Here is a 22,039-nt window from a genome sequence, read left to right as displayed (position 1 = left end):
GTGGTGTGTTGAACCACCTGAGACCGCACCGGCCAGGTAGTAGTTGTGCCGAAGGCCCCGCGGGCTCATCCCGCGGGAGCGCCGTCCGTGCTCCCGTCCCTGCGACGGAAGACGATTCTTGATCCACAACGAGCAACCGCTCGACCAGCCCCACTTCTCCGACCTGCCGCTGCGCGCCGAGCTGCTGCGGGAGGTCGAGGAGCTGGGCTATGAGAACCCCAGCCCCATCCAGGCCCAGTCGATCACCCCGTTGGTCGAGGGCCGCGACCTGCTCGGGCAGGCCGCCACCGGCACCGGCAAGACCGCCGCGTTCGCCCTGCCGATCCTGGAGCGCCTTGCCGCGCAGCGGCCCGAGCGCACCAAGGGCGACGCCCCGTTCGGGCTCGTCCTCGCCCCGACCCGCGAGCTCGCCCTCCAGGTGGCCGAGGCCGTCACCCGCTACGGGCGCGGTCTCGGCGCGCGCGTCGTCACCGTGTACGGCGGTGCGCCGGTCGGCCCGCAGTGGCGGGCGCTGCAGCAGGGCGTCGACGTGGTCGTGGCCACCCCGGGCCGCGCGATCGACCTGCTCAACCGCGGCGCCCTGCGCCTCGACGAGCTCGAGACCGTCGTGCTCGACGAGGCCGACGAGATGCTCGACATGGGCTTCGTCGAGGACATCGAGACGCTGCTCGACGCCACCCCGGACACCCGGCAGGCCGTGCTGTTCTCGGCCACCATGCCGCGGCGCATCGAGACGCTCGCGCAGAAGTACCTGCGGGAGCCGGTCACGGTCCGGATCCGGCGCGAGGCCGTGCCGGAGGGCGAGGCCCCGAAGGTGCGCCAGACCGCGTACCTGGTGCCGCGCAGCCACACCACCGCCGCCCTCGGGCGCGTGCTGGAGGCGGAGCGGCCCACGGCGGCCATCGTGTTCTGCCGCACCCGGCTCGACGTCGACGCCGTCACCGAGACGCTCACCGCCCGCGGCCTGCGCGCCGAGGCGCTGCACGGCGGCATGGACCAGGAGCACCGCACGCGCGTGGTCGAGCGGCTGCGCAGCGGGCGCACCGAGCTGCTCGTCGCCACCGACGTGGCGGCCCGCGGCCTGGACATCGACCTGCTCACCCACGTGGTCAACCACGACGTGCCCCAGTCGTCGGAGGCGTACGTGCACCGGATCGGCCGCGTCGGCCGGGCCGGGCGCGAGGGCGTGGCGATCACGCTCGTGCCGCCGTCGAAGGTCCACGCGATGCGGGCCGTGGAGCGGCTCACCGGGCAGCCGATCGAGTTCGCCCCCGTGCCCACGGCGGCCGACCTGCGTGCGGCCCGGCTGGAGCGCACCTCCCTCGCCCTGCACGAGCGGATCGTGGGGGACCTGCGCGACGAGGAGTCCGGCGACGGCGTCCGGGAGATGCTCGCCGGGCTCACGTCCGAGTTCGACCCGCTCGACGTCGCCGCGGCGGCGGTCCGGCTCCTGCAGGCGGCCACCGGTGCCCCGGACGACGCCGAGGACATCCCGGTCGTGTCGCCGCGTGCCGCCGAACGTCGCGAGCCCCGCGGCCGCGGCGGTGCTGCCGGCACCCGGCCGCCGAAGGCGGGCACCACGCGCCTGTTCGTCAACGCGGGCCGCTCCAACGGCGTGCGCCCGCAGGACATCGTGGGCGCGCTGGCCAACGAGTCGAGCCTGTCCGGGCGCGACATCGGCGCCATCCAGATCCACGAGCGCCACGCGTTGGTGGAGATCCCCGAGCACGCCGCCGACGACGTGCTGCGCAGCCTCCGCGGCGGCACCACGCTCAAGGGCAGGCGCACCAACATCCGCCGCGACCGGGGCTTCGCCACGGCGGGCCGCGGGCGTCGCGACTGATCCACCTGCACGAACGGCACCCTCGTACCGCTCTATCGGACGAGGGTGCCGTTCGTACTTCGGGGTAGCCGCGGGTTGGCGGGGTTGGCGCGGTTCTCGGGCGCGCCTCGCGTCGGCCTGGCGGAGACGGGCTGCAGCTGGCCTCGGCGCACCGTCGGGCCCGTCACGGAGACATCCGTTGGCATGTGGCGCGTTGCGCGGTGCGGTGATCGACGGGGCCGGGTCGAGGGGTACGGATCCTGTGGGCGCTCTGCGAGATGCTCGGCTCGCCTCCCGGACCTGGGTATGAGCCTTCACCTCGGGGAGCGGGTCGACTCGCTGCATGATCGCTGCGAGATCCTACGGAGCGCCGTTGTGGGGGCTGGGTCGCGCATCTGGGAACGATCAGCGGGTCCGTCCGGGGTCGGGGCCCGGCGAGCGCACCCGTCGGACGAGCGGCACACTCGTCCCGCTCTATCGGACGAGGGTGCCGTTCGTACGGGTCAGGTCAGGTGCTCCAGAGACATGATCGCTGCGAGACCACGCTGAGCGCCCTCGCGAGGGCGCATCTCCTCATCTCGGATGGATCATGGGGCTTGATCGCTGCGAGATCCCGCGGCGCGCCCTTGTGGGGGCTGGGTCGCGCATTTGGGAACGATCAGCGGGTCCGTCCGGGGTCGGGGCCCGGCGAGCGCACCCGTCGGACGAGCGGCACACTCGTCCCGCTCTATCGGACGAGAGTGCCGTTCGTCGCATTGCGGTCCTGATCTTGATCGGACGCGCGCGGCCGGGTTAGCTCTGGTCCTCAGATGAGCTCGAGGAGGAGCGATGGCGGACGCGCCGCAGGACGAGGTCGTGTCGGGGGCCGTGCGCAGGGCCATGTGGCGACTGCTGCCGTTCCTCGGGTTGTGCTACCTGCTCAACTACCTCGACCGCGTCAACGTCGGGTTCGCCGCGCTCACGATGAACGCCGACCTCGGCCTCTCCGCGGCCGCGTACGGCCTTGGCGCGGGGTTGTTCTTCATCGGCTACTTCTTCTTCGAGGTGCCGAGCAACGTCATCCTGCACAAGGTCGGCGCCCGGCTCTGGATCGCGCGGATCATGGTCACGTGGGGGGTCGTCGCTTCGGCCACCGCGTTCGTGCAGGGTGAGATCAGCTTCTACATCGTGCGGTTCCTGCTGGGTGTGGCCGAGGCCGGCTTCTTTCCCGGGATCATCCTGTACCTGACGTACTGGTTCCCGCGGGTGCAGCGGGCCAAGGTCGTGGCGCTGTTCTTCCTGGCCGTCCCGGTCTCGTCCGTGCTGGGCTCGCCGATCTCCACGCTGCTGCTCCAGTACGGCGGGGGAGCCCTCGGTTTCGACGCCTCGTGGCGGTTCATGTTCTTCGTGGAGGGCCTGCCGTCGATCGTCGTCGGCCTCCTGGTGCTCGTGCTGCTCCCGGACCGGCCGACGAAGGCGAAGTGGCTCTCGGCCACCGAGGGGGAGGCCCTCGAGAGCCGCATCGCGTCGGAGGACGCGGCGCAGGTGCCGCACGGCACCGGGCTGCGCGAGGGCCTGCGCGACTCGCGCGTTGTGGGGTTGGCCTTCGTGTACTTCGGGATCGTGTTCGGCCTGTACGTGCTGGCGTTCTTCCTGCCGCAGGTCATCTCGGACCTGCAGGAGCGGTTCGGGGTGGAGTTCTCGATCGCCCAGATCGGCCTGATCAACGCGATCCCGTACGTCTTCGCGTGCGTCGTGATGGTGCTCAACGCCCGGCACTCGGACCGCACCGGCGAGCGCAGGTGGCATGTGGCGATCCCGTCGTTCGTGGGCGCGGCCGGCGTCGCCGTGGCGCTGTTCATGGAGTCGCCCTACCTCGTGATCGCCGCCATGGCGCTCTGCGCGATCGGGGTCAACTCGGCGATCCCGGTGTTCTGGCAGCTGCCCAGCACGTTCCTCACGGGCGTGGGCGCGGCGGCCGGGATCGCGCTGATCAACTCGTTCGGCAACATCGGCGGCTTCGCCGGGCCGTACCTGACGGGTTGGCTGCTCGACCTCACGGGCAGCAACAAGGCAGGCATGTTCGTGGTGGCCGCGTTCATGGTGATGGCCGGGATCGTGGTGCTGGTCGTCGGGCGCGACCGGGAGCGCGTGAGCGACCCGGCCGTGCCTGGCGTCGCCCAGCAGGAACCGCGCTGACGCGCCGCCGGGATCAGACGCTGCAGGAGCCGTCGGCGCAGCCGTCCGCGTCGCCCGCGGGGGTGAGGACCTGCAGCGGGTGGGCCTCGGCCCACGCCTTGTCCAGCACCTGAAGCAGCGTCTCCGGCGGCTGGGCGCCCGGCACGCCGTACTTGCGGTCGACCACGAAGAACGGCACGGCGCTGATCCCGTAGGCCCGGGCCTGCTGCTCGTCGGCGCGCACCGCGTCGGCGTACCGGTCGGACGCCAGCACCGCGGCGGCCTCCTCGGCGTCGAGCCCTGCCTCGGCGCCCAGCCGGACGAGCGTGGCGTGGTCGGCGATGTGCTCGCCCTCGGTGAAGTAGCCGCGGAACAGGCGTTCCTTCACCGCCTCCTGAACGCCCCGCTCGGCCGCGAGGTGCAACAGGCGGTGGGCGTCGAACGTGTTGCCGCGGCGGGCGCGCTCGAAGTGGAAGTCCCAGCCGTCGGCGGCGGCCATCTCGGTCATCTGCTGGTGCCGTGCCTCCGCCTCGGCCCGGGACATGCCGTACTTCGACGCGAGGTGGTCGTGCAGGTCGCCCTCCTGCTCGTGGGGTGCCTCCGGGTCGAGTTCGAAGCTGTGGAAGCTCACCTCGACCTCGTCGCGGTGGTCGAACCGGGAGAGGGCCTTCTCGAACCGGCGCTTGCCGACCGCGCACCACGGACACACGACGTCGGACCAGATCTCCACCTTCACGATCACGACAACCGCGGGCGCCGGCGCCGTGTTCCCGGGGTCTGCCCGCCGAACAGGAGCGAACCGGCCCGCTGCCCGCGCCACAGGTGCGGCCGCCACCGCTGCACGGCCTCGCCGACCGGCACGTCCTGCCCCTGCCCGTCCCCGAGGGGCACGACCCACCGCCGCTCTTCCGTTGGGGCCCGCAGCTGCCCGAGGTCCCAGGCCCACCTCAGCTCCGGGTGCCGCGCCACGGCCGCGGCGTCCGCCGGGAACAGCTCCAGCCAGATCGGCGCCAGGACGACCCGGCGGCTCACCCAGGGCACGGGGTCGGCGTCCGCCTGCCGCGTCCGGCGCGAGCGAGCGACCTCGTTCGTCATCAGCCCCACGCCGGACAGCTCCGTCCACGCCAGGCGCACGACGACCTTCCCGCGCCCGTCCCACACCCGGATGCCCTCGTGGTCCACCAGGAGCCGGTGGGGTCGCCTGCGACGGCTGGGCACGGCCCCCGCGTAGACGAGCACGATCAGCAGCCCGACGGCCCCGGCGATGAACCGGACGGCCGTGGTCTCCGGCCCCGCGACGAGGGAGGCGAGGCAGGCCGCGGCCACCAACAGGGTGACCGTGTGCACGATCGCCCGCGCGACGTGCGTCGACCGGGTGCGGGCGGTCAGGTCGATCGGGTCCCTCATGTCCGGGGAGCCTGGCAGCCGGGAGGGCGGCCGGGGGAGGAAGAGTTCTTCCGGATCGGCATAGCCTGGCTGCGTGCCCGACCTACCCGACGACTGGAGCAGCTGGCGCGCGCAGGAGGGCCCGGCGCAGTACGACGAGCGCTTCCGGCGCCTCGCCGCGGCCGGCGGGAACCCGCACGGGGAGGCCGACCTCGTGGCCTCCTACGCCCCGGCCACGGTGCTCGACGCGGGCTGCGGCACGGGGCGCGTCGCGATCGAGCTGGCGCGGCGGGGGATCGCGGTGCTGGGGGTGGACTCGGACGCCGACATGACCGCCGCCGCCCGCGCCAAGGCGCCCGGGCTGGAGTGGGTCACCGCGGACCTCGCCGACCTCGACCGCCCGGAGCGGTTCGACGTGGTGGTGCTCGCGGGCAACGTCGTGCCGTACGTGGTGCCCGAGCGCCGTGCGGCGGCGGTGGCGGCGTGCGCGGGGCACCTCGCGCCGGGCGGCCGGCTCGTCGCGGGCTTCCGGTTGCGGCCGGGCTGGCCCACGCCGGACGACTACGACGGGTGGTGCACCGCGGCCGGGCTCGTGGCCGAGGACCGGTTCGCCGGCTGGGACCGCGCCCCGTACGACGGAGGGGACTACGTGGTGGCGGTGCACCGGCGTGCTCAGGGCACGGCGGCGACCTGATCGTCGCGCGGCCCGAGCAGCAGGGTGGACGGCCGCGTGGAGAAGGAGTGCTCGAGCACGAGGCACCCGGCGCCGATCGCGCCGACGTCCGGCCCCAGCGAGCTGCTCAGCGCGGTGACCGGGTGCACGTGGCGGGCCTCGGTGGTGGTGAGCAGCGTGTCGCGCAGGAGCGGGAGGAAGACGCCTGCGATCCGGTCCCAGATCGGGCCGCCGAACACGACCGCGCGCACGTCGAGCAGGTTCGCGATCGTGGCGGCGCCGCGGGCCAGCCGCGACGCGCTCCGCTCCAGGATCGCCCGGGCCGCGCCGTCGTGGGCGGCCCGCGCGCACAGCCGGGTGAACAGCTCGTCGATCTCGCGGTCGGCCGCTCCCGGCGTGGGCCGGGGGAGCAGGCCGGCGTCGGCGGCCTCGGTCACCAGCTCCCGCGGGGAGCAGGCCACCCCGACGCACCCGCGCTGGCCGCACCGGCAGGCCGGCCCGTCGGCGTCGACGATGAGGTGGCCGATCTCGCCCGCGTTGTGCGTGCTCCCGCCGAGCAGTTCGCCGCCGGTGACGAGACCCGCGCCGATCCCGGTGCCCAGGTAGAGGAAGACGAAGTCGCGCAGGCTGGTGGCCGCCCCGCGCCACAGCTCGGCGAGCGCGCCCGCGGCCGCGTCCTTGTGCAGCACCACCGGGTGGCCGGTGGCCTCGTGCACCAGTTCGCGCAGCCGCACCCGGTTCCACTCCGGCAGCAGCGGCGGCTCCAGCACCACGCCGGTGCCCGGGTCGAACGGGCCCGGGGCGGCGATGCCCAGGCCCAGCACGCGGCCCGCGTCGACCCCGGTGGACGCGATCAGCCCCGCGGCGGCGTCGGTGATCGCGTCGACCAGCTCCGGGGGAGTGGTCGCCGACGCGGGCAGGGTGCGGACCGACGCCACGACGTCGCCCACGAGGTCGAGCAGCGCCACCGTGGTGACCGTCGGGTCGACGTGCACGCCGACGGCGAAGTGCCCGGTGCGGTGCAGCCGCAGCAGCGTGCGCGGCTTGCCCCGGCCGGCCGGGAGCGTGCCCGCCTCGGTGATGAGCTCGCGGTCGAGCAGGCGGCGGGTGATGTTGGAGACGGCCTGTGCCGACAGGCCGGTGAGCTCGGCGAGCTCCACCCGGGACAACCCGTCGGGGGCGTGCCGGACGGCGTCGAGGATGACGGCCTGGTTGAAGTCGGCCACGCGCGGCAGGTTGGTGCCGCGCCTGCCCTCCATGGGCGGAATCGTAGTCTCAGGCGCGGGCCGCGACGGCGGCGTCGAGGGCCTCTCGCATGGCCGCGACCGGCGGCGTCAGCCCCGTCATCAGCTCCACCTGCGCCACCGCCTGGTGCAGCAGCATCTCCAGCCCGCTGACGACGCGCGCGCCCGCCGCCTCGGCGCCCGCGGCGAACGCGGTGGGCCACGGCGCGTAGACCACGTCGAGCACCACGGCGCCGGGCCGGACCCCGGTGAGGCCGTCGGCAGCGCCCTTCGGGAGCGTGGACACCACCACGTCGGCCCGGGCGAGCGCGGCCCGGGCGCGCGCCGGGTCGAGCAGGGCGTCGGTGACGTCGGGCGCGACGCCGAGCCGGTCGGCCGCGGCGCGCAGCTCGCCCGCCCGTGCCGTGGAGCGCACGAGCACGTCGACGTCGCGGATCCCGAGCCGGGGCAGCGCGGCGAGCGTGGCCTGCGCCGTGCCGCCCGCGCCGAGCACGACCGCGCGCCCCGCGGGCGGCGCCCCGGCACCCCGCAGCGCCTCGACGATGCCCGCGACGTCGGTGTTGTCGGCGTAGCGCCTGCCACCCGTGAGCACGAGCGTGTTGGCCGCCCCGGTGGCGGTGACCAGCGGGGAGACCTCACGCGCGACGTCGAGCGCCACCCGCTTCAACGGCATCGTCAGCGACAGGCCCGCCCACTCCGGCCCCAGCCCGTCGACGAACCGGGCCAGGCCGGCCTCGTCGCACTCGCGCGCGTCGTAGTGCCAGTCGCCGAGCCCGAGCGCGGCGTAGGCGGCGGAGTGCAGAACCGGGGACAGCGAGTGGGCAACCGGACTCCCCAGCACCGCGGCACGCATGCCGACCAGTATGGATCCTGTGCGAGTCTTCCCCGCATGGGGGAGACGGTGCTGGTGCTCGGCGGCCGCAGCGAGATCGGGCTGGCGGTGGCCCGCCGCCTCGCCGCGGGCAACACGCTGGTGCTCGCAGCGAGGCGCAAGGACGAGCTCGATGCCGAGGAGGAGTCGCTGCGCGCGGCCGGGGCCGCTGCCGTGGACCGCGTCGAGTTCGACGCCGACGCCCTCGACGCCCACCGCGCCGTGCTGCTGGACGTGGTGCGCCGCCACGGCCGCCTCGACGTCGTGGTGGTCGCGTTCGGGGTGCTCGGCGACCAGGCCCGCGCCGAGCGCGACCCGGCGCACGCCGTGCAGATCGTGCACACCGACTACGTCGCGCACGTCGCGGTGCTCCTGCACCTCGCCGCGATCCTGCGCGAGCAGGGCAGCGGCACCCTGGTGGTGTTCTCCTCCGTGGCCGGGGCGCGGGTGCGGCGCGCCAACTTCGTCTACGGCTCGGCGAAGGCGGGCCTCGACGGGTTCGCGAGCGGGCTCGCCGATTCCCTGCACGGCAGCGGCGTGCGGTTGCTGCTGGTCCGCCCGGGTTTCGTGATCGGCCGGATGACCGAGGGCATGTCGCCTGCGCCGTTCTCGTCCACCCCGGACCAGGTCGCCGACGCCACGGTCGCCGCCCTGCGCTCCGGGCGGGGCGAGGTGTGGGTGCCGTGGGTGTTGCGGCCGGTCTTCGCGGTGCTGCGCCACGCCCCCCGGGCCCTGTGGCGGCGCATGCCCCGGTGACCAGTCCCGGTGATCAGCGCCGGCGATCAGTGTCCTGGATCACCTTGCCCGAGGCGGCCTCCGCGGATTAGCACTCTTAGGTAGAGAGTGCCAACCGATCCGGTTCCGACGATTCGGGAGGAAGCCTTGAACCGGGTGCCGTCCGCAGGTACCGCCATCGATCGTCCTCTCTCCACCGCCCGGCCCCTCCGGGTCGCGCTGATCGCACCGCCCTACTTCGACGTCCCGCCTGCCGCCTACGGCGGGGTCGAGGCCGTGGTCGGCGACCTGGCGGATGCCCTCGTCGCGCGCGGGCACACCGTCACCGTGGTCGGCGCGGGGACGCCGGGCACCGCCGCCCGCTTCGTGCCGCTGTGGGAACGCACCGTGCCCGAACGCCTCGGTGAGCCCTACCCCGAGGTCATGCACGCGGTGGCCACCCGCAGGGCCGTGGAGCGCCTCGCCCTCACCGGTTCCGTCGACGTCGTGCACGACCACACGCTCGCGGGCCCGCTCAACGCGCCCGCTTACGCGGCGCTCGGGCTGCCCACCGTCGTCACCGTCCACGGCCCCGTCGACGACGACCTGCGCCGCTACTACCGGGAGCTGGGCGACGACGTGCACCTCGTGGCCATCAGCGACCGCCAGCGCGCGCTCGCCCCCGAGCTGAACTGGACGGCCACGGTGCACAACGCGCTGCGCCTCGACGACTGGCCGTTCCAGGAGCAGAAGTGCGACTACGCGCTCTTCCTCGGGCGGTTCCACCCGGACAAGGCGCCGCACCTCGCCCTGGACGCCGCCCACGCGGCGGGGCTGCGCCTCGTGCTGGCGGGCAAGTGCGCGGAGCCGATCGAGAAGGAGTACTTCGAGCGGGAGGTCCGGCCCCGGCTCACCGACCGCGACCACGTGTACGGGGTGGCCGACGCCACCGCCAAGCGCGAACTGCTCGCCGGCGCGCGCTGCCTGCTGTTCCCGGTGCGGTGGGAGGAGCCGTTCGGGATGGTCATGATCGAGGCGATGGCCTGCGGCACGCCGGTGGTGGCCCTGCGCGGCGGCGCCGTGCCCGAGGTGGTCGTCGACGGCGTCACCGGCATCGTGCGCGACGACCCCGCCGACCTGGCCCAGGCCCTGGAGGACGTGCGGGCGATCTCCCCGGCGGACTGTAGGCGCCACGTCGCCCAGCACTTCGACGTCGACCGGCTCGCCGCCGGGTACGAGAACGCCTACCGCACGGCGCTGGGTGCCGAGCGACCGGCCGCGGCCGGGGTGCGCAACTCCCTCGACCTGCTGCGCCGCGACTACGCCGGGCTCGACTCCGCGCTCGACTCGACGCTGGACTCGACGCTGGACTCGGCGCTGGACTCGGCCTTCGACCAGGACACACCCGACCGCGGTGACCACGACGGGCCCGCGGTCCCGGTCTCCGGGGGCCGGACGTGACCGAGGCACCCGCGCCCCTCAACGCGGGCGAACCCGCGACCGTCGCCACGGCGGGCGGCACCGTCGCCCTCGTCGAGGGCAGCACGTTCTGCCTCTCCGACAGCTCGGGCGACGTCCGCTCCGGCACCACGCACGGCTTCTTCTTCCGCGACGCGCGCATGCTGTCGCGCTGGGAGCTGCGGCTGGACGGGCGGGCGCCGCACGCGCTGTCGGTGATCACCCCGGAGGCGTTCACGGCGCGGTTCGTCCTGCGCAGGCCCCCGAAGGCGGGCCACGCCGACAGCACGCTGCTCGTGGTGCGCGAACGGCTGGTCGGCGACGGCCTGCGGGAGACGATCACGCTGGAGAACATGGGCCGGGAGGCCACGGCCGTCGGCCTCGAGCTGCTCGTCGAGGCCGACTTCGCCGACCTGTTCGCCGTGAAGGAGGGGCGGGCCGCACCCGGCGGCGTGGACGCGACGGTGGCGGGCACCGATCTGCTGCTGCGCGACCGTTCCGACGGGGTCCGGGGCCTGTCGATCAGCGCGTCCGCGGAGCCCGCGGTGGTGCCGGGCGTGCTGAGCTGGCGCGTGGTCGTGCCGGCCGGCGGGCGGTGGACCACCGAGATCATGGTGCAGCCGACCCTCGCGGGGCGTCTCGTCCAGCCGCAGTTCCACCGCGGGGAGCTGGCCGCGAGCACCGGCCCGGCGCGCAAGATCGAGGCGTGGCGCAGCGCGAGCACCGAGGTGGAGGTCGACGACGTGCCCCTCACCGCGGTGCTGCGGCGCACCGAGAGCGACCTCGGCGCGCTGCAGATCCACGACCCCGCCCGCGGTGGCCGGCCGTTCGTCGCCGCGGGCGCCCCGTGGTTCATGACGCTCTTCGGGCGCGACAGCCTGCTCACGGCGTGGATGGCCCTGCCGCTGGACGTCGGGCTCGCCCTCGGCACCCTGCAGACCCTCGCCGAGCTGCAGGGCCGGGAGGTCGACCCGCTCACGGAGGAGGAGCCGGGCCGGATCCTGCACGAGCTGCGCATGGGCCCGGACAGCGCACGCGTGCTCGGCGGCAACCACTACTACGGCACCGCCGATGCCACCCCGCTGTTCGTGATGCTGCTCGCCGAGTGCTGGCGCTGGGGTGCCGACGAGGCCACCGTGCGGGGGCTGCTGCCCGCGGCCGAGGCGGCGGTGCGCTGGATCGACGAGTACGGCGACCGCGACGGCGACGGGTTCGTCGAGTACCGGCGGGCCACCGACCGCGGCCTGGTCAACCAGGGGTGGAAGGACAGCTTCGACGGGATCAACGACGCCCGCGGCCGCCTCGCCGAGGGCCCGATCGCGCTCTGCGAGGTGCAGGGGTACGCCTACGCGGCCCGGCTCGCGCTCGCCGAGCTCACCGAGGCGTTCGGCGACCCGGCCGCCGCGCAGCGCCACCGCTCCCGCGCCGAGGAGCTGCGCGCCCGGTTCGACGAGGCGTTCTGGCTGCCCGACCGGGGCTGGTACGCGGTGGCGCTCGACGGGAGCAAGACCCCGGTCGACGCGCTCACCAGCAACGCGGCGCACTGCCTGTGGGCCGGCATCGCCGCCGACGAGCGCGTCGCCACGCTGGTGGAGCGGCTCGGCTCGCCCGAGATGGACAGCGGGTTCGGCCTGCGCACGCTCGCCGCCTCGATGGGGGCCTACAACCCGATGAGCTACCACAACGGGTCCGTCTGGCCCCACGACACCGCGATCGCGGTGGCCGGTCTGCTGCGCTACGCCCACGTCCCGGGAGCGGTGGAGCTCGCCCAGCGGCTCGCGGGCGGGCTGCTCGACGCCGCGGCCGCGTTCGGCGGCAGGCTGCCCGAGCTGTTCTGCGGCTTCGGGCGGGCCGACTTCGACCCGCCGGTGCCCTACCCGACCTCCTGCTCGCCGCAGGCCTGGGCGGCCGCGGCCCCGCTGCTGCTGGTGCGGGCGTTCCTCGGCCTCCAGCCGCACGTGCCGCACCGCACCCTCACGGTGGCGCCGCACCTGCCCGCGCACTGGGGACAGTTGCGGCTGCGGCAGCTGCGTCTCGGACCGGTGACCGCGGACGTCACCGCCACGGGCGCCGAGGCCGAGGTCGAGGGGCTCCCGGAGGACTGGACGTGGTCGGGCAAGGCGGGCTGAGGCCGCCACCGGACCCGGCGCATCCCCTATTGGGAACGCGCTCGTAACGCTACCGTCATGCCCTGCTCAGAGGATCACCCGGTCTGAGGGGAGCACGGGATGGTCGGTCGGGCGCGGGGGGTCGTCACCGCAGTGGTGGCGTTCGCGCTGCTGGTGCTCCTGTGGGAGCTGGCGAAGCTCGTGCTGCCCGACGACGGCGTGCTGGTGGGCGGCACCCGCGTGCTGCCCCGCACCGACGACGCGGCCATGCCGCACGTCTGGACGGTCCTCGGGCGGCTCGTCGAGCCGGAGGTGGCCGGGGCGGCCACCACGCGCACGGTGGGGGCTGCCGTCGCCTCCGGCGCGCTGTTCACGCTCGGCCTCGCGCTGGGCGGGCTCGTCCTCGGCGGCGTGCTCGGGATGGTGCTGGCCCTGGCGATGCAGCGGTTCGGGCTCCTGGAGCGCGCGGCCCTGCCCTACGTCGTGGCGTCGCAGACGGTGCCGCTGATCGCGATCGCCCCGCTCGTCGTGGGCTGGGGCGGCAAGATCGCGATCGCGGGGTGGACGTGGCAGCCGTGGGCCAGCGTCATGGTGATCGCGTCGTACCTGGCGTTCTTCCCGGTGGCGGTCGGGATGCTGCGGGGCCTGAACTCGCCCGCGAAGGCTGACGTCGAGCTGTTCCGCACCCTCGCGGCGAGCTGGTGGACCACCCTGCTGCGCCTGCGGCTGCCCGCGTCCGTGCCGTTCCTGCTCCCGGCCGTGCGGCTCGCGGCCGCGGCCTCGGTGGTGGGCGCGATCGTCGCCGAGATCTCCACCGGCACGCGCGGCGGGATCGGCCGCCTGATCATCGAGTACGCGCAGTCGGCCACCGGCGACCCGTCCCGGCTCTACACCGCGATCCTCGGCGCCGCCGTACTCGGGCTGGTCGCGGCGGGCGCGGTGGGCCTGCTGGACATCGGCCTGCGCCGCTACCGGGGGAGTGTCCGATGACCGCAGTGGAGCTCGCCGACCTGCAGAAGCGCTTCGGCGACGGCGACACCGCCGTGCACGCCCTGGACGGCATCGACCTGGAGGTCGGGGCGGGGGAGTTCGTTTCGCTCATCGGGCCCTCCGGGTGCGGCAAGTCCACCCTGCTGCGCGTGGTGGCCGACCTCGAGCAGCCCACGTCGGGCACCGTGCTCGTGGGCGGCAAGACCCCGCACCAGGCCCGGCTCGACCAGGACTACGGGATCGCCTTCCAGCAGGCGGGCCTGCTGGAGTGGCGCAGCGTGGTGGAGAACGTCGAGCTGCCGCTGCACGTCCACGGGATCGACAAGGCCGAGCGCCGGGCCCGGGCCGTCGAGCTGCTGGAGCTGGTCGGGCTGGGCGAGTTCGCGGGCGCGCGGCCCAGCGAGCTGTCCGGCGGCATGCAGCAGCGGGTGGCGATCGCCCGCGCGCTGGCGCCGCGCCCGCGGCTGTTGCTGATGGACGAGCCGTTCGGCGCGCTCGACGAGATGACGCGTGAGCGGATGCAGGCCGAGCTGCTGCGCATCGCGCGCGAGACCGAGGCCGCCGTCCTGTTCGTCACGCACTCGATCCCCGAGGCGGTGGTGCTGTCCGACCGGGTGGTCGTGATGTCGCCGCGGCCCGGGCGGATCACCGAGGTGGTCACCGGGGAACGACCCGGCGCCGACCGGCACGTCGACGACGTCCGCGAGTCGAGCGCGTTCTTCACCGCGATCACGGCCGTGCGCGAGGCGCTGCGCAAGGGGCACCCGTGACCAGGGCGGTGCCCGGCGCCGCCGGGATCGACGCCGGCCCGCGCGGCTCGTCGGGCGCGTGGCCGCCGGTCGTGTTCGGGATCGGGCTGCTCGTGCTGTGGGAGCTGGTGGTCCGGGTCGCCGGCGTGCCCGCGTTCCTGCTGCCCGCGCCGAGCGCGATCGCCGAGGAGATCGGCACCCAGTTCTCGGTGATCCTCTCCACGGCCGCGATCACCGGCGGCAACGCGCTCGTCGGCCTCGTCGCCGGCTTCGTGTTCGGCGTGGCGCTGGCCCTGCTCGCCACCTGGTCGCGCCTGGTGGGGGAGCTCGTCACGCCGGTCGTGCTCGCCGCGAGCGCCGTGCCGATCGTGGCGCTGGCACCCGTGTTCACCACGATGTTCGGCTCGGCCACCGAGATCCCGCGCCGGCTCGTCGTGACGGTGGTGGTCACGGTGCCGGTGTTCGTCGCGAGCGCCCGCGGGCTGCGCCAGGTGCGCCCGGTGCACGCCGAGCTCATGACGGCACTGGCCGCCACCCCTTGGCAGCACGCGCGGTTCGTGCGCCTGCCCGGCGCGGTGCCCCACATCATGACCGGCCTGCGGCTCGCGGCTCCTGCCGCGGTGATCGCCTCGATCGTCGCCGAGTACTTCGGCGGCCCGCAGAACGGGCTGGGCAGCCGCATCACCGCGGCCGCCGCCAACACCGCCTACGCCCGCGCGTGGGCGTTCGTCGCCGCCTCGATCGCACTGGGGCTGCTGTTCCACCTGGCCGGGTTGCTCGTCGAGCGCCTGGTGACCCGCGGTCGCACCGCCTGACACCGGAGGTCCCCATGCCGCGCTTCCCCGTCCGCCGTCTCGCGCTGGCCGCCGCCTTCCTCCTCGCGGCCACCGCCTGCAGCGTCACGCCCGAGGGCGGTGGCGAGCCGCCACCCGGCGAGGGCCCCCAGCCGGTGCGGCTGCAGCTGCAGTGGTTCAAGCAGGGCCAGTTCGCGGGCTACATCGCCGCCGTCGAGCAGGGCTTCTACGCCGAGCGGGGGCTCGACGTGGAGATCCTGGAGGGCGGGGTCGACATCGTCCCGCAGACCGTGCTCGCGCAGGGCCAGGCCGACTTCGCCATCGCGTGGGTGCCGAAGGCGCTCGCGTCGCGCGAGCAGGGCGCGGGGATCACCGACGTCGCGCAGGTCTTCCAGCGCTCCGGCACCTACCAGGTGTCGTTCGCCGACAAGGGCATCGCAACTGCCGCCGACCTGCGCGGCAAGAAGGTCGGCAACTGGGGCTTCGGCAACGAGTTCGAGCTGTTCGCCGGCATGACCGAGGCCGGGCTCACCCCGGCCACCGACGTCACGCTGGTGCAGCAGCAGTTCGACATGCAGGCGCTGCTGTCCGGCGAGATCGACGCCGCGCAGGCCATGTCGTACAACGAGTACGCGCAGGTGCTCGAGGCGGAGAACCCGGCCACCGGGCAGCTCTACCAACCCAGCGACTTCACGGTGATCGACTGGAACGAGACGGGCACCGCGATGCTCCAGGACGCGATCTGGGCGAGCACCGACCGGCTGGAGGACCCCGCCTACCAGGACCTCACCACCCGGTTCATCGCCGGCTCGCTCGAGGGCTGGGCCTACTGCCGCGACAACGTCGAGTCCTGCCGCGACATGGTGGTGGCCGCCGGGTCGACCCTGGGCGCCAGCCACCAGCTGTGGCAGGTCAACGAGGTCAACAAGCTGATCTGGCCGTCCCCCTCGGGTGCGGGCGTGATCGACGAGGCCGCGTGGGCCCAGACGGTGCAGGTGGCCCGCACCGCCGTCAACGCCGACGGGCAGACCGTGCTCACCCGCGACCCCGACCCCGAGGCGTTCACCAACGACTACGTGGAGCGGGCGCTCGAGAGCCTGCGCGCCGAAGGCGTCGACGTCACCGGTGAGGACTACGCGCCGATCGAGGTCACGCTCAACCCCGGCGGCGCGTAGTCAGGGAGCGAGCAGCTCGTACCAGACGCCGTCGTCGAGCGTGCGGTCCGCGCCGACGCCGACGACGGCGTCCTGGTGCACCTCGCCGACCAGGGCGAACCCGGCCCGCTCGGCCACGCGCCTGCTCGCCGCGTTGTCCTTCGAGGCGCCGATCTGCAGCCGGTGGCGGCCCAGCCCGCCCTCGGCGCGGGGCGCGAACGCGTGGCCCACCACGAGGCCGACCGCTTCGCTGACGACGCCGCGGCCGCGGGCGTCCGGGTGGGCCCAGTAACCGATCTCGCCGCCGGTGGGGTTCATCGCGTCGTCGAGCCGGAAGACGGAGACGTTCGCGAGCAGCCGGTCGTCGGCGCGGTCGGCCACCGCCCAGGTCACCTTCTCCCCGAGGGACTCGGCGAGCCGGCAGCCCAGCACGAACCCGTGCGCCGACTCGGCCGTGTAGGGGTGCGGGAGCGTCGGGAGCCAGTGCCGGGTGCGGGGGTCCGAGCACGCCTCGGCGATCCGCGGCACGTCGGCGTCGGTGTGCGGGCGCAGCCGCACGCGCTCGCCGACGAGTTCGGGAACCGGCCACCAGGTCGTGCGCGGGGTGGGTTCCTCCTCGGCGGTGAGCGAGGCGAACCACCCGTCGACCAGCCGGTCGCCCCGGCGCACCGCCTGGCGCCGGGTGCCCTCGAACGTGAACCCGCACGCGTGCGCCACGCGCCACGACGCCAGGTTGCCCACCTCGGCCCACCAGTGCAGCACCGGCCGTCCTGCCTGCGTGAACGCCCAGCGGGCGGCCAGGCGCAGCGCCCGCGACATGAGGCCGCGGCCGCGCGCGGTGGGCACCAGGCCGAACCCGATGAACGGTGGCCGGTCGAGGTGCACGTCCACCTGCCCGGCGAACCGGCCGTCCTCCTCCACCACCCACCGGGCCACGGTGCCGTCGCGCCACCCGGCCGGCACGGTGTTCTCGATCCACCGCCGAGCCTCGGCAGGGCCGTACGGCTGCGGGATCGCCGTCCAGCGCCGCGTCTCGGTGTCGGCCGCGAGCGTCAGCAACCCGTCGACGTCGGACGGGCCGTGGGCGCGCAGCGTCACGACGCCGTCGGTGAGGGTGGGGGCGAATGCGGGGAGGGGCACCCGCCGATGATCGCCCAGCGTCGCGGTGGGCCGCATGTCGATACCGCCGGACGGGGATCTTCGGGATGATGCGGCCATGTGCGCCGCCCTCCCCGCCTACCTCGACCGCATCGGCTCGCCGGAGGTCACCGGTGCCGACCTGCCCACGCTGCGCCGCATCGTGGCCGCCCACGCACGCTCGATCGCGTTCGAGAACCTCGACGCGTTCACCGGGCGGGAGGTGGCGCTCGACCCGGAGGCGCTCGACGCCAAGATCGTGCGCGGCGGCCGCGGCGGCTGGTGCTTCGAGCAGAACCTGCTGCTCCGCGGGGCGCTCGACGCGATCGGCTACACCACCACGGGCCTCGCCGCGCGCGTGATGTGGACCCGCCCGGCCGACGCACCGCCCGTGCCGCGCAGCCACATGCTGCTGCGCGTCGACCTACCGGAGGGCCCGCACCTGGTCGACGTCGGCTTCGGCGGGCTCACCCTCACCGGCGTGCTCACACTGCAGCCCGACGTCGAGCAGCCCACCCCGCACGAGACGTTCCGGCTGGTGCCTGCCGAGCGCGACGGGTACGTGATGCAGGCGCGGCTGGGCGCCGAGTGGCGGCCGCTGTACTGGTTCGACCTCACCGAGCAGCTCGCGCCCGACTACGAGGTGTCGAACTGGTACCTCTGCCACCACCCGCAGTCGCACTTCCGCAGCGGGATCATGATCGCCCGCCCCGAGCCCGACCGGCGCTACGCCCTGAGCGGCACCCGTCTGTCCGTGCACCACCTCGACGGCCCCGCCGAACGCCACGACCTGGAGACGCCCGCGGAGATCCGCAAGGCGATCGAGGAGACGTTCCTCATCGACACGACCGGCCTCCCCGACCTGGAGGCACAGCTCGGCAGGCTCGTCGAGAGCTAGCGATATCGTGAGCGCGTGACCGAGCGCGTCGTGGAGATCTACACCGACGGCGCGTGCAGCGGGAACCCCGGCCCGGGCGGCTGGGGCGCGGTGCTGCGCTACGGCACCGTCGAGAAGGAGCTCCACGGCGGCGACGCCGGCCCCACCACGAACAACCGCATGGAGCTGATGGCGCCGATCCGGGCGCTCGAGTCGTTGACGCGCCCCGTCGCGGTGCGCATCTACACCGACAGCACGTACGTCCGCAACGGGATCCTCAGCTGGTTGCCCCGCTGGAAGTCCAACGGCTGGACCACGTCGGCCCGCACCCCGGTGAAGAACGCGGACCTCTGGCGCAGGCTCGACGAGGCCGCCGCTCGGCACCAGGTCGAGTGGCACTGGGTGAAGGGCCACGCCGGGCACCCGGAGAACGAGCGCGCCGACCGGCTCGCCGTGCGCGGGGTGGCCGAGGCGGTGGCTATCCCCGCAGCCGGGGCCGCAGATCCCGCTCGTTGAGGCGGCCGAGGCCGTCGCGTTCGATCCGCCGGGCCAGCTTCTCGGCGTGGGCCTGCAGCCCGGCGATGTCCAGGCCGGCCGGCGCGGGCGCGGCCCAGCAGCCGATCCGGTGCGCCGCGCGATCCAGCAGCGCCGCCGCGCCGCGAGCGTTGCCGCGCTGGGCGTGCACCAGCCCGACGGCGAGCTGGGCGAGCCCCCGCCACAGCTCGCGCTCGCTGTCCGGGGCGGACTTCCAGACGGCCTCCAGCACGTCGTGCGCCGGGAACGGCAGGCCCTCGTCGAGGAGGCGCTGGGCCTCGGTGACGCCCTCGTCCGCGTCGAGCACCAGGTCGTCGGGCACCCGCTCCACACCCTCGGCGCCGCGGGGGAGGGGCCGCCCCGCCGCGTCGCGGGGGCGGGCGTTGCGGGGCCGTCCGGCCTCGTCGCGGTCTCGCGCGATGTTCACGACGCCACGGTAGTGACGCCCACGGCGGTGGACGGGAGGATGGCCGCGTGGATCACCTCGCCCGCGCCGAGGCGCTGCTCACCTCCACCCCGCTCGTCGACGGGCACAACGACCTGCCGTGGGCGTTGCGCGTCGCCGGTGGGGACCCGGCGGCCGCCGACCTCGCGGGCGGGCTGCCCGCGCTGCACACGGATCTCCCGCGGTTGCGGGCGGGGCGGGTCGGGGTGCAGTTCTGGTCGGTCTACGTGCCCTGCGAGCTCGCCGGCGCAGACGCCGTCACGGCCGTGCTCGAGCAGGTGGACCTCGTGCACCGGCTCGCCGAGCGCCACCCGGCCGACCTGCGGCTGGTCACCACCGCCGACGACGCCGAGGCCGCGTTCGCGGCCGGGAAGGTGGCGTCGTTGCTCGGGGCCGAGGGCGGGCACGCGATCGACGGCTCCCTCGGAGTGCTGCGGGCGCTGCGGCGGCTCGGCGTGCGCTACCTGACGCTCACGCACAACCGCGCCACGGCGTGGGCCGACGCGGCCACCGACGAGCCGGTCCACGGCGGGCTCACCGGCTTCGGGCGCGCCGTGGTGCGGGAGATGAACCGGATCGGGATGGTCGTCGACCTCTCCCACGTCGCGGCCACCACGATGCGCGACGCCCTCGCCACGACCGCCGCTCCCGTCCTGTTCACGCACTCGTCCTGCCGCGTCGTCACCGACCACCCGCGCAACGTCCCCGACGACGTCCTCGCCGCCCTACCGGCCAACGGCGGCGCCTGCATGCTCACGTTCGTGCCGTCGTTCGTGTCCGGGGACGTCGCGCGCTGGGACGCCCGGCTGCGGGAGGCGATGACGGCGGCAGGCCGGGATCACCGCGACGTGGCGGCGCGGGAGGCGTTCGCCGCCGCGTGGGACGGCCCGCCGCGCCCGCGCGCCACCCTCGCCGACGTGGTGGCCCACGTCGAGCACGCCCGGGAGGTGGCGGGCGTCGACCACATCGGCCTCGGCGGCGACTACGACGGCACCGCCGAGCTGCCCGCCGGCCTCGAGGACGTCTCGCGCTACCCCGCGCTGTTCGCGGCGCTGCTCGAGCGCGGCTGGAGCGAGCCGGACCTGGCCAAGCTCGCCGGGCGCAACGCGCTGCGCGTGCTGCGTGCCGCGGAGGAGGTCGCAGCCGGAGGCTGAGCCGTCTCCGGTGCCGCCCGTCTCCGGGCGGAACGTCAGAGCACGGCGAGGCGGTCCACCAGCAGCTCCACCCTCGCCCCCGTGTGCTCCGGGGGCAGCCGCCCGGCGCGGGTCAGGGTCACCAGGCCGTGCAGGGACGCCCAGAACACCTCGGTGAAAAGACCCGCGCCGACGCCGTCCCCCGCGACCTCGCCCAGGCTCTCCAGCAGCGCGGCGAAGGCGTCCTTGAGGGGTTCCGGGGTGTCCTCCCGTGCGTACGCGAGACCGCCTTCGAGCTGGAAGATGGCGTCGTAGACCGCCGGATTGCGGTCGGCGAAGTCGAGGTAGGCGCGCGCGAGGGCGTGCACCCGGGCGCGGGGGCCGTCCGCGGCGGCGGTGGCGGCCCGCACCGCCGCGGCCATCTCGGTGGCGCCCTGGAGGGCGACGGCACCGATGATCTCGCGCTTGCCGCGGAAGTGGCCGTACAGCACGGGCTGGCTGTACTCGATGCGGTCGGCGAGGCGGCGGGTGGTGACCGCGTCCCAGCCGTCCTGTTCGGCGATCTCACGAGCCGTCGCCACGATGAGCCGCTCGCGCTCCGCACGTTCGCGCTGCTTGCGTTCCTGCACCGACATGTGACGAGTCTAGCACTGCTAGACAAGAGAGCGGCAGCAGTACTAGCGTTGCCTCGTCAGCTAGCAGCGCTAGATAGAAGGCGGGTCGTCATGCTCAACGCAGTCCAGGTCGTCACCACCGTGGTCGTCGGCGTGATGGTGGGGGTCGAGTTCTCCGTCGCCTTCGTCATGAGCCGGATCCTCGACGCCCTCCCCGGGGACAGCGGCCAGCTCGGCCACGCCCACGGGGGCCGGATGCTCGGCGCCGTGATGCCGTTCTGGTACATCGGCTCGGTGGTCCTCGCCGGCATCTGGGCCATCGCCGGGTGGCAGCACCCCGGCAACGGCCTCGTCGTCGCCGCCGGCGCGCTGCTGATCCTCAGCGTGGTGATGTCGATCCTGCTGCTCGTCCCGATCAACAACCGGAACAAGACGTGGACCCCCGACAACCGGCCCGCCGACTGGAAGCAGCAGCTGGACCGCTGGAACCGCTGGCACTACGTCCGCGTCGCCGTCCTCATCGCCGCCTTCGCCCTGCTGGTCACCGCCCTCACGTGAGCCGGTCGGCCGACCCGCCCCGCAGCAGCTGCTCGAACGGCACCGGCTCGTCGAACGGGTCCGGCGCGGCCGCGGGCTGAGGGGGCACCCGGAACCACACGTGCGTCGCGAGCGGTGAGGCGCCGACGTCGATCCGCTCCAGCGGCACCGGCACACCCCCGGGGCGCTCGAAGAGCCGCACCCCGTCGCCGAGCAGCACCGGCGCGATGAAGACCAGCACCTCGTCGAGCTCGCCCGCCTCCAGGCAGGACCGCGCGGTCGCGGCGCCCAGGACGTTCACGTACCCCTCGCCCGCCGCGGCCCGCGCCGCGGAGACGGCCTCGTGGAGGTCGGTCAGGAACGTCGTGCCGGGCACGGGATCGGCCGGCGGCGTGCGGGTGAGCACGAACTGCGGCCCCTCCCAGCCGCCGCCGAACACCTCGCCCTCGCCCTCGGTGCCCGCGTACGGGTCGGCCCCGCGGAACGTGCGCCCGCCGACCAGGCACGCGCCCACGCGGGTGATCAGCTCGTCGACGGCAGGGTCCGGTTCGAGGTAGGGGGTGAGCCAGGACATGTCCCCGCCCGGGCCCGCGATGAACCCGTCGAGCGACGTGGTGGCCGAGTACAGCAATGTCGCCATGT

General features: G+C 74.4%; 22 protein-coding genes. 14 read left to right on the top strand and 8 right to left on the bottom strand.

From position 1 onward, the window contains the following. The first annotated feature begins 118 nt into the window (after positions 1-118). Together ACFPL3_RS18270 and ACFPL3_RS18265 are read left to right on the top strand one after the other, a co-directional pair. Positions 119-1,843: a DEAD/DEAH box helicase gene (locus ACFPL3_RS18270; RefSeq protein ID WP_343945603.1), complete on the top strand. Its 1,725-nt coding sequence runs from the start codon at positions 119-121 to the stop codon at positions 1,841-1,843. Positions 1,844-2,650: 807 nt separating this feature from the next. Continuing rightward, positions 2,651-4,000, top strand: coding sequence for an MFS transporter (locus tag ACFPL3_RS18265; RefSeq protein WP_343945604.1), 1,350 nt, complete (start codon positions 2,651-2,653; stop codon positions 3,998-4,000). 13 nt (positions 4,001-4,013) lie between these two features. Here ACFPL3_RS18265 and ACFPL3_RS18260 read toward each other — a convergent pair whose 3' ends face one another. Both ACFPL3_RS18260 and ACFPL3_RS18255 read right to left on the bottom strand, forming a co-directional pair. Further along, positions 4,014-4,721, bottom strand: coding sequence for a DsbA family oxidoreductase (locus tag ACFPL3_RS18260; RefSeq protein WP_343945605.1), 708 nt, complete (start codon positions 4,719-4,721; stop codon positions 4,014-4,016). After that, a complete protein-coding gene (locus tag ACFPL3_RS18255) occupies positions 4,718-5,386 on the bottom strand; it encodes a hypothetical protein (protein WP_343945606.1) in 669 nt (222 codons plus the stop codon). The genes ACFPL3_RS18260 and ACFPL3_RS18255 overlap by 4 nt, the downstream gene beginning before the upstream one ends. A gap of 73 nt (positions 5,387-5,459) precedes the next feature. Here ACFPL3_RS18255 and ACFPL3_RS18250 point away from each other — a divergent pair, with 73 nt between their 5' ends. Further along, positions 5,460-6,059 carry a class I SAM-dependent methyltransferase gene (locus tag ACFPL3_RS18250; protein WP_343945607.1) on the top strand — a complete coding sequence of 200 codons (600 nt, stop codon included), beginning with the start codon at positions 5,460-5,462 and terminating at the stop codon, positions 6,057-6,059. On the opposite strand, the gene ACFPL3_RS18245 is transcribed toward ACFPL3_RS18250, so the two are convergent. Together ACFPL3_RS18245 and ACFPL3_RS18240 are read right to left on the bottom strand one after the other, a co-directional pair. Then, positions 6,038-7,297 carry an ROK family transcriptional regulator gene (locus ACFPL3_RS18245; RefSeq protein WP_343945608.1) on the bottom strand — a complete coding sequence of 420 codons (1,260 nt, stop codon included), beginning with the start codon at positions 7,295-7,297 and terminating at the stop codon, positions 6,038-6,040. The two genes, ACFPL3_RS18250 and ACFPL3_RS18245, sit on opposite strands and share 22 nt — an antisense overlap. A gap of 16 nt (positions 7,298-7,313) precedes the next feature. Further along, entirely contained in the window at positions 7,314-8,135 is an 822-nt protein-coding gene (locus ACFPL3_RS18240) for a shikimate dehydrogenase (protein WP_379589385.1), read from the bottom strand. 36 nt (positions 8,136-8,171) lie between these two features. Between ACFPL3_RS18240 and ACFPL3_RS18235 the strand changes: the two genes are divergently transcribed. The 7 genes from ACFPL3_RS18235 to ACFPL3_RS18205 all read left to right on the top strand — a co-directional run bounded on the left by ACFPL3_RS18235 (position 8,172) and on the right by ACFPL3_RS18205 (position 16,141). Then, positions 8,172-8,909 carry an SDR family NAD(P)-dependent oxidoreductase gene (locus ACFPL3_RS18235; protein WP_343940145.1) on the top strand — a complete coding sequence of 246 codons (738 nt, stop codon included), beginning with the start codon at positions 8,172-8,174 and terminating at the stop codon, positions 8,907-8,909. A 135-nt stretch (positions 8,910-9,044) separates the two neighbouring features. Next, positions 9,045-10,328, top strand: coding sequence for a glycosyltransferase family 4 protein (locus ACFPL3_RS18230; RefSeq protein WP_343940147.1), 1,284 nt, complete (start codon positions 9,045-9,047; stop codon positions 10,326-10,328). Then, complete coding sequence (locus tag ACFPL3_RS18225) at positions 10,325-12,454, top strand: amylo-alpha-1,6-glucosidase (RefSeq protein ID WP_343940149.1); 2,130 nt, start codon at positions 10,325-10,327, stop codon at positions 12,452-12,454. The genes ACFPL3_RS18230 and ACFPL3_RS18225 overlap by 4 nt, the downstream gene beginning before the upstream one ends. A gap of 99 nt (positions 12,455-12,553) precedes the next feature. Continuing rightward, the gene (locus tag ACFPL3_RS18220) at positions 12,554-13,423 is read left to right on the top strand and encodes an ABC transporter permease (RefSeq protein ID WP_343940151.1); all 870 of its coding nucleotides are present in this window, start codon (positions 12,554-12,556) and stop codon (positions 13,421-13,423) included. Next, positions 13,420-14,193, top strand: a complete 774-nt coding sequence (locus ACFPL3_RS18215) for an ABC transporter ATP-binding protein (RefSeq protein WP_343940153.1) — start codon at positions 13,420-13,422, stop codon at positions 14,191-14,193. The genes ACFPL3_RS18220 and ACFPL3_RS18215 overlap by 4 nt, the downstream gene beginning before the upstream one ends. Beyond that, on the top strand, positions 14,190-14,987 hold the full coding sequence (locus ACFPL3_RS18210) for an ABC transporter permease (RefSeq protein WP_343940155.1): 798 nt from the start codon (positions 14,190-14,192) through the stop codon (positions 14,985-14,987). The genes ACFPL3_RS18215 and ACFPL3_RS18210 overlap by 4 nt, the downstream gene beginning before the upstream one ends. A gap of 14 nt (positions 14,988-15,001) precedes the next feature. Further along, positions 15,002-16,141, top strand: coding sequence for an ABC transporter substrate-binding protein (locus ACFPL3_RS18205; RefSeq protein WP_343940157.1), 1,140 nt, complete (start codon positions 15,002-15,004; stop codon positions 16,139-16,141). Here ACFPL3_RS18205 and ACFPL3_RS18200 read toward each other — a convergent pair whose 3' ends face one another. Next, a complete protein-coding gene (locus tag ACFPL3_RS18200) occupies positions 16,142-17,260 on the bottom strand; it encodes a GNAT family N-acetyltransferase (protein WP_343940159.1) in 1,119 nt (372 codons plus the stop codon). It abuts the gene before it with no gap. A 76-nt stretch (positions 17,261-17,336) separates the two neighbouring features. Here ACFPL3_RS18200 and ACFPL3_RS18195 point away from each other — a divergent pair, with 76 nt between their 5' ends. Both ACFPL3_RS18195 and rnhA read left to right on the top strand, forming a co-directional pair. Then, positions 17,337-18,155: an arylamine N-acetyltransferase family protein gene (locus tag ACFPL3_RS18195; RefSeq protein WP_343940161.1), complete on the top strand. Its 819-nt coding sequence runs from the start codon at positions 17,337-17,339 to the stop codon at positions 18,153-18,155. Between the two features lie 15 nt (positions 18,156-18,170). After that, a complete protein-coding gene (rnhA, locus tag ACFPL3_RS18190; protein WP_343940163.1) occupies positions 18,171-18,650 on the top strand; it encodes a ribonuclease HI in 480 nt (159 codons plus the stop codon). Here the strand turns inward: rnhA and ACFPL3_RS18185 are convergent. Next, positions 18,613-19,095: a DUF309 domain-containing protein gene (locus ACFPL3_RS18185; protein WP_343940165.1), complete on the bottom strand. Its 483-nt coding sequence runs from the start codon at positions 19,093-19,095 to the stop codon at positions 18,613-18,615. The two genes, rnhA and ACFPL3_RS18185, sit on opposite strands and share 38 nt — an antisense overlap. A gap of 47 nt (positions 19,096-19,142) precedes the next feature. On the opposite strand from ACFPL3_RS18185, the gene ACFPL3_RS18180 reads away from it, so the two are divergent. Further along, positions 19,143-20,267, top strand: a complete 1,125-nt coding sequence (locus ACFPL3_RS18180; protein WP_343940167.1) for a dipeptidase — start codon at positions 19,143-19,145, stop codon at positions 20,265-20,267. A gap of 35 nt (positions 20,268-20,302) precedes the next feature. On the opposite strand, the gene ACFPL3_RS18175 is transcribed toward ACFPL3_RS18180, so the two are convergent. Further along, positions 20,303-20,881, bottom strand: a complete 579-nt coding sequence (locus ACFPL3_RS18175; RefSeq protein WP_343940169.1) for a TetR/AcrR family transcriptional regulator — start codon at positions 20,879-20,881, stop codon at positions 20,303-20,305. Positions 20,882-20,971: 90 nt separating this feature from the next. Here ACFPL3_RS18175 and ACFPL3_RS18170 point away from each other — a divergent pair, with 90 nt between their 5' ends. Continuing rightward, a complete protein-coding gene (locus ACFPL3_RS18170) occupies positions 20,972-21,418 on the top strand; it encodes a DUF1772 domain-containing protein (protein ID WP_343940171.1) in 447 nt (148 codons plus the stop codon). Here ACFPL3_RS18170 and ACFPL3_RS18165 read toward each other — a convergent pair. Beyond that, positions 21,411-22,037 carry a dihydrofolate reductase family protein gene (locus ACFPL3_RS18165; protein WP_343940173.1) on the bottom strand — a complete coding sequence of 209 codons (627 nt, stop codon included), beginning with the start codon at positions 22,035-22,037 and terminating at the stop codon, positions 21,411-21,413. The two genes, ACFPL3_RS18170 and ACFPL3_RS18165, sit on opposite strands and share 8 nt — an antisense overlap. Positions 22,038-22,039 lie beyond the last annotated feature (2 nt).

It is taken from the genome of Pseudonocardia zijingensis, from assembly GCF_042657305.1.
GTDB lineage: Bacteria > Actinomycetota > Actinomycetes > Mycobacteriales > Pseudonocardiaceae > Pseudonocardia > Pseudonocardia zijingensis.
Note: the sequence above shows the minus strand (reverse complement) of the source record. Positions and strands in the feature narration are given on the sequence as shown.